10 protein-coding genes and 1 pseudogene are annotated in these 11,777 nt (G+C 74.0%); 2 read left to right on the forward strand and 9 right to left on the reverse strand.

Annotated elements, in window-relative coordinates:
* From ME121_RS23310 to ME121_RS23350, 9 genes and pseudogenes are all read right to left on the reverse strand, one after another.
* Nucleotides 1-499 (reverse strand): annotated as a pseudogene (locus ME121_RS23310) (hypothetical protein); the annotation flags it as partial.
* Nucleotides 500-558: 59 nt separating this feature from the next.
* Nucleotides 559-1,302 (reverse strand): hypothetical protein, encoded by a 744-nt coding sequence (locus ME121_RS23315; protein ID WP_059409657.1) that lies wholly within the window; start codon nucleotides 1,300-1,302, stop codon nucleotides 559-561.
* A 50-nt stretch (nucleotides 1,303-1,352) separates the two neighbouring features.
* Nucleotides 1,353-2,699 carry a hypothetical protein gene (locus ME121_RS23320; protein WP_059409658.1) on the reverse strand — a complete coding sequence of 449 codons (1,347 nt, stop codon included), beginning with the start codon at nucleotides 2,697-2,699 and terminating at the stop codon, nucleotides 1,353-1,355.
* Nucleotides 2,700-2,708: 9 nt separating this feature from the next.
* Complete coding sequence (locus ME121_RS23325) at nucleotides 2,709-4,136, reverse strand: peptidoglycan-binding protein (RefSeq protein ID WP_029360571.1); 1,428 nt, start codon at nucleotides 4,134-4,136, stop codon at nucleotides 2,709-2,711.
* On the reverse strand, nucleotides 4,133-5,494 hold the full coding sequence (locus tag ME121_RS23330) for a hypothetical protein (protein WP_029360572.1): 1,362 nt from the start codon (nucleotides 5,492-5,494) through the stop codon (nucleotides 4,133-4,135). Before ME121_RS23330 ends, ME121_RS23325 begins: the two co-directional genes overlap by 4 nt.
* Nucleotides 5,491-5,973 carry a hypothetical protein gene (locus tag ME121_RS23335; RefSeq protein ID WP_491892864.1) on the reverse strand — a complete coding sequence of 161 codons (483 nt, stop codon included), beginning with the start codon at nucleotides 5,971-5,973 and terminating at the stop codon, nucleotides 5,491-5,493. The genes ME121_RS23330 and ME121_RS23335 overlap by 4 nt, the downstream gene beginning before the upstream one ends.
* A gap of 123 nt (nucleotides 5,974-6,096) precedes the next feature.
* Nucleotides 6,097-8,058, reverse strand: coding sequence for an AAA family ATPase (locus ME121_RS23340; RefSeq protein ID WP_059409659.1), 1,962 nt, complete (start codon nucleotides 8,056-8,058; stop codon nucleotides 6,097-6,099).
* An 85-nt stretch (nucleotides 8,059-8,143) separates the two neighbouring features.
* Nucleotides 8,144-9,244 (reverse strand): AAA family ATPase, encoded by a 1,101-nt coding sequence (locus tag ME121_RS23345; RefSeq protein WP_059409660.1) that lies wholly within the window; start codon nucleotides 9,242-9,244, stop codon nucleotides 8,144-8,146.
* Between the two features lie 3 nt (nucleotides 9,245-9,247).
* Nucleotides 9,248-9,841, reverse strand: coding sequence for a hypothetical protein (locus ME121_RS23350; RefSeq protein WP_059409661.1), 594 nt, complete (start codon nucleotides 9,839-9,841; stop codon nucleotides 9,248-9,250).
* A gap of 273 nt (nucleotides 9,842-10,114) precedes the next feature.
* Between ME121_RS23350 and ME121_RS23355 the strand changes: the two genes are divergently transcribed.
* Nucleotides 10,115-10,747, forward strand: a complete 633-nt coding sequence (locus tag ME121_RS23355; protein ID WP_012318436.1) for a LuxR C-terminal-related transcriptional regulator — start codon at nucleotides 10,115-10,117, stop codon at nucleotides 10,745-10,747.
* A gap of 78 nt (nucleotides 10,748-10,825) precedes the next feature.
* Nucleotides 10,826-11,659 (forward strand): hypothetical protein, encoded by an 834-nt coding sequence (locus ME121_RS23360; RefSeq protein WP_089231721.1) that lies wholly within the window; start codon nucleotides 10,826-10,828, stop codon nucleotides 11,657-11,659.
* The last annotated feature ends 118 nt before the right edge of the window (nucleotides 11,660-11,777 follow it).

Here is an 11,777-nt window from a genome sequence, read left to right on the forward strand (position 1 = left end):
ACGGCACCGTCGACCCGTCCCCGAAGGTGACGTCGATCGACAGGGTGTCGAGTCCGGAGAAGTCGGGCCGCGCCGTGTAGTAGAGCGACATCGCATCCTTCTTGGCGTCCTCGCAGCCGTCCAGCTGCCGGATCTGCGCCCCGGTCTCGTCGACCTTGCCGCTGAGGATCCGGAACTCGCGCCGCTGCTCGATGCGGCCGCCGCGCGGCGGCCGGACCAGTTCGATCGTGGCCGCCCGCGACCGGCACCCCTGCGTGGCGAAGTAGTAGGTGAAGCCCTGGAGGAAGGTCCGCTGGCCGGGGCGCGCGGTCTTGCTCTCCACCTCCGCGCGGGCCGGCAGGGCGAGGCAGAACGTGAGGCAGAGCGGCAGGCAGAGCGGCAGGCAGAGCGGCGGGCGGAGCGCCGAACCGAGCGCCGCACCGAGGGCGCGGACGCCGGCGCGCCGCCGCGGCCGGGTCGGTGCTGCAAAGCGGGGGTCGTTCGGGAGGCGCTGATGCACGGGACTCGTCCTCGGCTTGGCGATGGGCGCGGGCGGCCGATCCGGCCGTCGGCGACGCGTCAGAGTTGCGGCGCGGCGGGCGGGCGCGGCGGTGCCAGCTGCTGCGGCGGTGCGGGCGTGCCGGATACCGGTGCCGCGGCTTCGGCGGCCTTCGGGGGCGGCGCGGCCGGCGCCGGCCGGGTGGCCGGGACCGCGCCGCGGACCGCGTCGCGCAGGAAGTCGCCGGTGCTGGCCTCCTGGGGCGTCGGAGCCGGAGCCGGGGCCGCCCGCTCGGCCGGAGCGGCCCGCGCCGTCGGGGCCGGCCGCGCGAGGCCGGCGTCGCGGGGCGCGGGCGCCTGGGACACCGCCGGCGCCCGCCTGCCCTCGCCCGCGGGCACCGTGATCCGGTAGGTGTAGGTGGCCTCCTCGCCGGTGACGAAGGTGACGATCACCGACACCGTGTCCTGGCCGGAGAAGTCCGGCCGGGCCGTGTAGTAGAGCGTCCGCGCGTCCCGCTCGACGTCCTGGCAGCCGTCCCGCGACGGGGTGCCGTCGATGTTCTGGCCGAGGACCAGGAACTCGCGCCGCTGCTCGATCCGTCCGCCGCGCGGGGGCGTGACCAGCTCGATCGCGGCCGCCGGAACCGACGGGCAGCCCGGCCGGGTCTCGTGGGTGGCGTAGCCGTCGAGGCGGACCCGCTGCCCGGGCCGCGCGGTCACGCTCGTGGACCCCGCGAGCGCCGGTCCGGCGAGGCAGAGCCCCAGGAGGCCGGCGAACATCCCGGCGGCGCCGGCCGCTCCCGTCGTCGCGACGCGTCGTGCCATGGATCCTCCTCGAATTGCGGGACGGGTGGCCCCGGTCCGCGGCGGGGCCCTCACTTCGAGTCGCCGCGGGTCAGGACCGGCTTGCCGCCGTCGGTGCGGAACCGGACAGCGTAGGTGCTGTTCGCCGACCGGGCGTCGCAGGTGATGACCACCGGGCCGCCCATCGGATTGGGCATCTCGCAGGTGCCCTTCACCTTGAAGGTGGACTGGTCGCGCTCGGCGTACATCACCTCGTCGACGGGCTGGTGCAGGGTGCCGCCCTCGACGAAGCCCTTGGCCGAGGCCAGGAACGCCATGGCCTTGCCGTCGGTGGTGCCGAAGATGAACCCGGCCTTCGGGCTGCCGACGACGGAGGTGTTCACCGCCTCCGGGGCGCAGGTCGCGGTGAGGTCCTCCCCGTCCATCATCAGGGACTCGCAGCGGCCCCTGAAGGACAGCTTCAGGAACGTGCCCGATGGCGGATCGCGCGCCTCCGCGCTGTCGCCAGGCGGAGGCTGCGACGGCGACGGCGACGGCGGCGTGTCGGGCGGGGCCGGAGCCCGGGCCTCGGCCGGCCGGTCGCGGGCCGGCGCGGTCCCGCCGTCCCGCCGGTCCCAGCCGCCGCGGGGCTGGCCGGGCTGCCAGACGCAGAGACGGACGCCGTCATTGTCCCAGCAGGGGCCGCTCGGCGACAGGGCACCGAGGGCCTCGGCGGCGCGCAGGCCTCCCGACGACCCGTTCCAGAAGGCCGTGGCCCTCAGCGGGTTCTGCGAGTCGCGGACGAGCTGCGCCACGACGTCGAGCTTGCCCGCGGCGTAGGAGCGGATCTCGAAGCCGCGGGCGCCGGTCTGGCCGGTCTCCGACCGGAACTGGCAGGCCCCGTCGAGGCGGACATCGCCGGCGACCTCGAGGTAGCAGTCGGCGGCCCGCGGGGCGCCGGCCTCGGGCGCCGCCGCGGGGGCGCCGCCGAAGCCGGGGCGGCCCTCGCCGACCTTCCAGGCGCAGATCCGGCTCCGGGACCCGGTCCAGCAGGCGCCCTCCCCGGTGACGCCGTCGGCGGGACCGTCCTCGGGCTTGCCGCCGGGCTCCCGGTTCCAGGTCGCCGTGCCCTGGCCCGGCGCCGTCACCGACACGACCACGCCGTCGCGCAGGTAGCCGTCGGTGTAGGTGGCGAGGCGGAACCCGCCCACGCCGTAGCTGCGCGCGTCGGTCAGGAACTCGCAGACCCCGTCGATGACGGTCCTGCCGTCGGCCGCGAAGAAGCAGTCGGCCTTGCGGACCTTGATCTGCGCCTGCGCGGCGGCGGGCAGGAGCAGGCCCGACAGCAGGGCCGCCAGCGGCGCGGCGGCGCGGCGGCCGATGCGGTTCCCGGCCCGAGGGGCCGGGAACCGCGCGGGATATTTGCGGCGGGGGCCCATGGCCGTCTCCTATGGATTGCCGAGGAGGCGGCGCGCCGCCTGGATGGTCCGGTCGTTGCGCTGGTCGACGACGCGGCCCTGGTAGAGATTCCGGTCGGCGAGGCGCTGCTGGAGGGCGGCCCAGAAGCCGGCGCCCCACTGGTCCTGCTCGAGATTCTGCAGGATCTCGGTGGACTTGAGCTCGAGGGCGCGGATCGTCAGGTCGGCCGCCTTCGCGGGGTCCCGCTGCAGGCCGGCGCCGCCGAGATCGTACAGGAAGGCCGCCGAGGTCGCCGCGGGGGCGAAGGAGCGCTCGACTGCGAGGCGCTCGAGATACCGGGCCGCCAGGGGACCGTCCGGCGCGGTGACCCGCTGCTCCTTGTTGGCCGGGGACAGGTGCATCGCGGCGTAGAGGTACTGGGCCACCGGGACGCCGCTCTCCGCCAGGCCCCGGAGCTTCGCCGCGTCGGCGGCGTTGGAGACCGCGCCCTTCGACAGCGCGATCAGGTCCTCGACGCTCGGCGTCGCCGCGGGCGGCGCCGGAGGCGGCGCGCCGGCGGGCTTTGCGGCCCCGGGGTTGCCGGCCCCGGGGTTGCCGGCTCCGGGGTTGCCCGCCCCCGGATTGCCCTGCGGGCCGGCACCCCGGCCGGCCAGGGCCTGCACGGCCGCGCGCGTCTGCGGCGTCGCCGTCCCGTCGGCCGGCCCCGTGTAGAAGCCGCGCTTGGCGAGGTTGCGCTGGATCGCCGCCACGAGGTCGGGGGGCTGGCGGCCGAGCTCGTCCGTGAACGTGTTGATGGCGAGCGGCAGCTTGGCCGCCACCGTGTCCATGTAGAGGTCGGCGGCCTTCTGCGGATCCCGCGGGACGCCGCTCCCGGCATCGGTGTAGCAGCCGGCGATCCAGTAGAGCGTCGACCAGGAATCGAGGTAGTTGTTCCGGGCCGCGACCGGGTTCGCCTGGAAGGCCAGCCCGTAGCGGCAGCCCCGCTCGAGATCGTGCTGGCCGCGGGCCGGGTTGAGCAGGAGCTCGGTCATGCCGCGCTGAGCCCCGGGGAAGCCGAGGTCGGCGGGCTTCCGGTAGTAGGTCAGCGCCTTGGCGGCGTCGGGCTTCACCGGGTTCTTGGCGTAGACCGCGGCCCATTCGGGATTGTAGAGGGCGCCCATGAACGACCGGGCGCTGACGTCGCCGGCCTCGGCGGCCGAACGCAGCTTCTCGAAGGCGGCCCGGTCGCCGTCCTTGCCGGCCCTGTCGAGCAGGTCGAGATAGAGCTTCTCGTTCTCCTTGCTGTCGGCGGGCCTGCCCCACTCGCCCGCGGGCCTCAGCAGCGCCAGGGCGAGGCCGGCCAGGAGCGCGACCGCGGCCTGGGGCAGGACCAGCCAGGCGAGGCGGTAGCGCGCGTCCGCGTACCAGAGCGTCGCGTGCGCCCGGATCCGGTCGGTCCCGATCGTGACGCCGCTCATGACTTGGCTTTCATGTAGGCGCGCAGGGCCGTGATGACCGCGGCATTGCGCTTGTTCTCGACCGGGAGCGTGTAGAAGCCGCGGGCGGTCAGCGCGGCCTGGATCGCGCCCCAGAACCCGTCGCTCCAGTTGCCCGCCTCCGGGAACAGCAGCCAGAAGGTGATCTGGTCGTCCTTGAGGTCGACGCCCCGCAGGGCGAGGGCGGCGGCCTTCCGGGGATCCTTGGCGACGTTGCCGTAGCCGGAATCGTACAGCACCGCGGCCTCGCCCGCCGCCATGCCGTTGCCGGCGGCCGCGGCGCGCTCGTAGGCGGCGACGGCGACCTGCGCGTCCGGCGCGAAGACGTCGCCCTTGTTCATCACCGGGTTGAACAGGCGCGCGTAGGCGGTGAGCGCATCCGCGTCCCCGGCATCGGCCCGGCTCTTCAGCTCGGCCAGCTTCCGCCGGTCGCCGTCCCGGGCGGCGGCCTGGAGGGCCATCACCTCCGGGTCCGGGCCCTTGGGCGCCATCCGCCGCGGCTCGGGCCGCGGGGTCGCGACCGTGGCGGTGATCCCCGCCTCCACCTGAAGGGCCGTGATGATCCCGGGATTGGGGCGCCCGTCCACCGGACCGATGTAGCGGCGCTGCTCGGCCAGATGCCGCTGGATGCCCGACACCAGGGCGGGGTTCTGCCGACCGAGATCGTTGATGAAGGCGTCCATCGTCGGCCGGTGCCGGCGCCACAGCACCGCGGTCACCAGCCCCCCGGCCCGCACCGGGTCCTGCGGCAGGCCGCTCTCGGGCTCGACGTAGCAGGTGGCGAGCTTGACGGTCAGCCGCTCCTCGCCGGTGATCGTGCGCTCGAGAGTCTCGGGGGCGTCGATCCAGGTCTGGGCGAGGCGGCAGCCGCGCCGGAGGTCGCGGTTCGGGTTGGTCGGATCGAGCAGCACGTCCGCGAGGCGCGCGACCGCCAGGAGGTCGCCGATCGCGGCGCCCGGTCCGTAGAGGGCGGTCGCCCGGGCGAAATCGTTCGGCGCGGGCTTGTTGGGGAAGTAGGCGGCGGTCAGCGGGTCGTAGAGCGTCCCGAGCTTGGTCGCGGCGTCGATCTGGCCCCGGGTGGCCGCGGCGGTCAGCGCGTCGAACGCCGCGCGGTCGCCGTCCTTGCCGGCCCGGTCGCGCAGGGCGCTCAGCTCGGCGAGCCGCGCCTTCGAGGCGGTGGCCGGCTGCCCCCAGACGCCCTGCGCGGCCAGCGCCATGCACAGGCCCGCGACCGCGCAGGTCACGGCCTGCGGCAGGGCGAGCCAGGCCAGCCGGTAGCGGCGATCGTCGTACCAGAGGGCCGCGTGCGCGCGCAGCCAGTCCCCGCGCGCGACGCTCATGGCCGCGACGGCTCCCGGGCCGTCCCCGCGGTGTCCACCAAGTGCCGGACCGCCGCGCGGGTCGCGTCGTTGCTGCGCGGCTCGATCGGACCCGTGTAGAGACCGCGCGCGGCCAGCGCGGTCTGAAGTGCCGCCCAGAAATCCGGGCTCCAGACCGCGCCGATCCCGGGATCCGTGACGAGGCAGCCGCTGTCCGGGTCCGTCTCCAACTGGCGCATCACCAGCGCCGCGGCCCGGGCCGGGTCCCGCTCCAGATTGCCCGGGCCGCGGTCGTGGAGTTCGGCCGCCATCCCGGCGGCCACCCAGTTGCCGGCGGCCCCCGCGCGCTCGAAATACACGGCGGCGAGCCGGGCATTGCGCGCGGGTTCACCGGATCCCGCGGTGAAGGGGCTGTAGAGGTGGCCGAGGGTCACGAGCGCCGCGCTCTCGCCCCGATCGGCCGCGGCCACGACCGCCGCCACCGCGGTGGTGCGGCGCACGACCTCCGCGGCGAGGCCGCGGAGCACCGCCAGCGACGCGGGCCCCGCGGGGCGCGCGCCGTCGCCTTCGGGAGAGCTTCCCTCCGGTCCGGGCGGCGGGGCGTGTCGGGCCGCGCCATGCCGCTACGCCCCCGCCGCCGGACGCGCCGCGTCCCCGGCGGGCCGGAGCGCCCGCTCGACATCCACGAGCTCGAACTGGCCGTAATCGCCCAGGGGATCGCTGGCGAGGCGCATCGCCTGGGCCTCGCGCAGGCGCTCCAGGAGCGTGCGCATCTCGCGGGCGTTCGCCCAGTCGTGCCGCTGCGCGCGCTGCTCGACCCACGGGATCAGCAGGGTCTCGAAGCGCGGCGGCAGCCGGAACGATTGCCGCGACGCCATCAGGCGTAGGATCTCGACGAGGTCGTACGGGTCGTAGGCCGGGAATTCGACGGTCTTGGTGAACCGGCCGGCGAGGCCGGGATTCGTGTCGATGAACCGGGCCATGTCGCCGGTGTAGCCGGCGACGATCACGATGATCCGGTCGCGGTTGTCCTCCATGAACTTCAGGAGGGTGTCGATCGCCTCCTTGCCGAAGTCGCTGCCGCCCCCGCCGCCCTCGGCCAGCGTGTAGGCCTCGTCGATGAACAGGATGCCGTCGAGGGCCTCGCGGCAGCGCTCCAGGGTCTTGGCCGCGGTCTGGCCGACATAGCCCGCCACCAGCCCGGCCCGGTCGACCTCGACCACGTGCCCCTTCCGCAGGACGCCGAGCGTCCGGAAGATGTCGCCCATGATGCGCGCCACCTCGGTCTTGCCGACGCCGGGGGGCCCGGTGAACACCATGTGCTGGCTCACCGCGCCGACCTCGATGCCCTCGGCGCGGCGCCGGGCATCGACCAGCACCCGCGCCGCCACGGTCTTCACCTGCTCCTTGACCGGCGCGAGCCCGATCATCGCGTCGAGGCGGGCCATGACCTTCCGGGCCGCGTCCATGTCGACCGCGCCGCCGGCCTGGCGGCCGAGGGCCGCGGCGATGTCGGCGGGTTCGAGCCGGTTGATGTCGCCGCCGGGGCTGGCGGCGAGGCGCAGCGCCTGCGCCTGGCGGGCCTTCTCCAGGACCGTGCGCATCTCGCGGGCGTTGGCCCAGTCCTCGGCCTTCGACCGGGCCCCGACATAGGCGGCGAGGTCCTTCTCGAACCCCTCCGGCATGACGAAGCCCTGGCCCGCGGCCATGCGCTTCAGGATCTCGGCGAGCTCCGGCGGGCTGTAGGGCGGGAACTCGACGGTCTTGGTGAACCGGCTGGCGAGGCCGGGATTCGCGTCGATGAACCGGCGCATGTCGTTGGTGTAGCCGGCGACGATCACGATGATCCGGTCGCGGTTGTCCTCCATGAACTTGAGGAGGGTGTCGATCGCCTCCTTGCCGAACTCGCCGCCGCTCCCGCCGCCGGGAGCCAGCGCGTAGGCCTCGTCGATGAACAGGATGCCGTCGAGGGCCTCCTTGCAGCGCTCCAGGGTCTTGATCGCGGTCTGGCCGGCGTAGCCTGCCACCAAGCCGGCCCGGTCGACCTCCACGAGGTGGCCCTTGCGCAGCACTTTCAGCGCCTTGAAGACGCTGCCGAGGACCCGCGCCACCTCGGTCTTGCCGACGCCGGGGGGGCCGGTGAACACCATGTGCTGGCTCATGGCCGCCACCGGCAGGTTCTGGGCGCGGCGCTGCTGCTCCACCTGCATCCGGGCGATGACGCCCTTCACCTCCAGCTTCACGGGGTCGAGCCCGACCATGCCGTCGAGGGTCGCGAGCGCGGTGGCCAGGAGGTCCTTCTTCTCCGCGGCCGCGCCGTCGTCGACGAAGCGGATCGGGCGGATCTTGCGGCTCGCCCGGGCCCGGTCCAGGGCGCGCCGCGTCGCCTCGATCCGCGCCGGGATGTAGCTCGCCGCGAGCAGGCCGCCGACGAGGCCGCCGAGGATCAGGCTGTTGCGCAGCAGCGCCGACGGCGTCGCGGCGAGCGACCCGAGCACGTCCGGCCGCAGGGCGACCAGCAGGCCGGTGGCACCCAGCACGATGACCGCGAAGAGCGCGACCGGATGCTTGTCGAGGCGTTCCATGGACGTGGTGAACCTTGGTGCTGGCCCTGGTGATGGCCTGGGTGCTGGCCTGGGTGCTGGGCGCGCGTGGCCCCTCGGGCCGCCCTCAGGCGTCCTCGCCGGTGGCGCGGAGCAGGTCGACGATCTCCAGGCGGCGCAGGTCGCCGCCCTGCAGGGCGACTCGGGCGGCCTGGGCCTCGCGGGCCTTCTCCAGGAGGGTGCGCATCTCGCGGGCGTTCGACCAGTCGTCGGCGCGGGACCGCTGCGCGAGCCAGGGGGTCAGCGCCGCCTCGAACCCCTCGGGGAGCGTGAACTGCTGCCGGGCCGCCATGCGCCTCAGGATCTCGCAGAGATCCTTCGGGCTGTAGGGCGGGAACGCGACGGTCTTGGTGAACCGGCCGGCGAGACCGGGATTGGTGTCGATGAACCGGCGCATGTCGTTGGTGTAGCCGGCGACGATCACGATGATCCGGTCGCGGTTGTCCTCCATGAACTTGAGGAGGGTGTCGATCGCCTCCTTGCCGAACTCGCCGCCGCTCCCGCCGCCGGGAGCCAGCGCGTAGGCCTCGTCGATGAACAGGATGCCGTCGAGGGCCTCGTGGCACTTCTCGAGGGTCCTGGCCGCGGTCTGGCCGACATAGCCCGCCACCAGGGCCGCACGGTCGACCTCCACGAGATGCCCGCGGCGCAGCACCTCGAGGGACCGGTAGATCTCGCCGATCGCCCGCGCCACCTCGGTCTTGCCGACGCCGGGCGGCCCGGTGAACACCATGTGCTGGCTGATCGCCGCCACCGGCAGGCCCTCGGCGCGCCGCCGCTGCTCCAGCTCCAGCCGCGCGATCAGGGCGTTGACCTCGCGCTTGACCGGCGCGAGCCCGACCATGGCCTCGAGATTCGCGATCACGGCCTCGGGGGACCGGGCCTCCACGACCCGGCGCGGCGCCACGATCAGGCGCGGCAGGGCCAGCAGGCCGCCGGCCGGCTGCCCGAGGCCGGCCTCCGCCTTCCGCGCGGCCGTCGCGGTCGCGGCGAGGCCCAGAGCCGCCAGCAGGGCGACGGCGATCCCGATCGCCGCCTTCCAGCGCAGCTCCGGCCCGGCGGCGTTCCACCAGGCGACCGGGCCGTAATCGGTGCTCAGCAGGAGCGGGGTGAGGACCGCGACCACCAGCCCGGAGGCGGCGAAGGGGAGGATGGCGGATTTCGACATCCGTCAGCCTCCGCAGGGCTTGCTGGTATTCCAGATCACGGGGATCCGCTGGACGCCGCCGGTCGTGTCGACCTTCAGGCCCGGCGTCAGCTCGACGAAGACGTCCTTGGCGGCGCCCTCGACGGTGATCTCGCCCTTGCCGGTCTCGTAGGGCGCGGGGAACGGGACCGCGATGTTGATCGGCCCGTCGGCGATGTTGAAGGCCGGGGACAGGTAGTTCCCGGCCCGGATGCGCACCACGCCGCCGGCATCGGCCGCCATCTTCGACAGGCGCATCTGGCCCAGGGGGGCCCGGCAGGCCTTGGCCTCCGCGACGATCTTGTCCTTCTCGTCGAAGGGCAGGGTCTCGGCGGCCTTGTCGATCTCGGCCGCCTTGACCAGCGTCAGGGCCGGCCGCGCGGCCGTCCCGGCCGTCTCCCCGCTGCCCGAGAGCAGCACGCCCGCGACGGCGCCCGCCGCCACCAAGCCGCCCACGATTGCGATGAGGCTCGGCGACAGGCCCGGCTTGGCGGCGGGCGGGGCGCTCGGGGCCGCGCGGGGCTCGGAAAGCCTATCCTGAGCCTGCCGCTCAGCATTCTGATGTTCGACTTCCGACATCCAGCGGGCCCCCGACCATGGAGCGACGTAATTCGTGCGTCGCGTCGGCGCGCACGACATGGCAAGCAGCCTCGCTATCTTTGGAAAGATTCGAAAAAATTCGTGGGCCGTTGCCTGTCACCATGACGGGTCGACTTCTAGGCAGGCGGAAAAAACCGGTCTACTAGTGTATATGACCTATCGTCGCAGGCTTGACACGGCCTGGATTTCTCTCGGCATGGCTCAGCGCCGCGACGTCATGGGAAAGATTCCGGTGCTGCGATCGGGAGTGGCATGAACGGCTCCGCGCCAGAGACCCTCATCGTCGCCGACGATCACCCGCTGTTCCGCGAGGGCATGCGGCGCGTCGCGGAACGGCTCTACCCGCAGGCCCTGGTCCGGGAGGCCGCCACGATGGAGCAGGTCCTGGCGATGGCCCGTGCCGGGGCGCCCCCGCGGGCGTTCTTCCTGGACCTCCTGTTCCCCGGCCTCGATCCCCACCACTCCATTCGCGCGCTGCGCGTCGAGTTCGAGCGGGCCTCGATCATCGTCGTGTCGATGATCGAGGACGAGGGCCTGATCCGGACCGTCATGGCCGAGGGCGCCGACGGCTTCATCGGCAAGGCGCTGCCCGCGGCGGAGATCGCTCAGGCGATCGCGGCGATCCGCGACGGCGCGTTCGTGATCCGGCGCAGCCCGGTCTCGGGTCTCGCTGCGCCCCGCGGCCCGCTCCCGCCCCTGACGCAGCGCCAGCGCGACGTGCTGCGCCTCGTCGCCCTGGGGCGCACCAACAAGGAGATCGCCCGGGAGCTGGAGATCTCCCCCTTCACCGTCCGCATCCACGTCTCGGCGCTCCTGCGCGCCCTCGACGTCACCTCCCGGTCCGCGGCGGCCGCGAAGGCCGCCACGGCCGGCGTCGGGGATTGAGGGGGACACCGTGCGGCGGGGCCGATCGTACACCTGTCCGAATGGCCCGGTGCCGGGCTCCGTGGCAGAGCCCGGCGCATGCGATGGGCGGGACGGGAACACGGGCGCGCGGCCCGCGGGCGGTTTCTGACGGGTCCGGCCCTGGCGGTGCTGCCCGGCCTCGCTGCCGGGCTGGCTGCCGTGCCCGCCGCGGCCGATCCCGACCTCGCCATGCTGCCGCGCGGAGCGGTGCTGGCGGCGATCTGCGGGCGGCCCGCCGACAGGGAGGCCGGGACCTGCCGGATGAGGGACGGCCGCACGGCGGAATTCTGGACCGCCGCGATGTTCTCCACCGAGACCGGGAGCTGGTTCACCGGCTTCGTCACGATGCCGGCCCCGGGCGAGGATGCCGCCGCACCGGACCGGCGGAGCGTCGCGGCCGCCACCTACGCCCTCAAGGACATGCGCTGGCGCCTCGAAGGCGTGCAGGTCCTGTCCGGCCGGATCGGGACCGGGAACCGCAACGGCGGCGCCCCGGAGGTCGACGAGCGGTTCGGCGCGGTGTTCAGGCCGCTGAGCCGGGGCCGCCTCCTGATGGGCCTGCGCCTCACCGTCTACGGGACGGCCGGATCGCAGGGCTTCTCGTTCCTCCTCCTGCAGTTCCGCGACGCGCCGGCGCGCTGGGCCCTGGCCGGCGAGGTCGCGGCGGGCGCCGACGAGACGGCCGGCTGCGCGGAGAATCCCTGCCGGCTCGGGTCGAGCACGGGGCGGCTGGAGATCCTGCCGGAGGATCCGCGCGATCCCGCCGCGTGGCCCCCGGTCCGGGTCACGCTGAGCGGCACCGTGCTGGGCGCGGACGGGACGCTCCGACCGGCCACGGACCGGGATGCCCGGGTCCATCGCTTCGATCCGGCTGCCGGTGCCTACCGCTGACGGCGCCCGCGCGCGCGCGGCCGGTCGACGAGATCAGTCCTGCGGTGCAGTAAAAATATCGGGCCGCATATTTTCCTCTTGCGTGTCCCGTGGCAGCACAGCGAGGATTGTGGCGAAG

Source organism: Methylobacterium sp. ME121 (genome assembly GCF_000974725.1).
Lineage (GTDB): Bacteria > Pseudomonadota > Alphaproteobacteria > Rhizobiales > Beijerinckiaceae > Methylobacterium > Methylobacterium radiotolerans.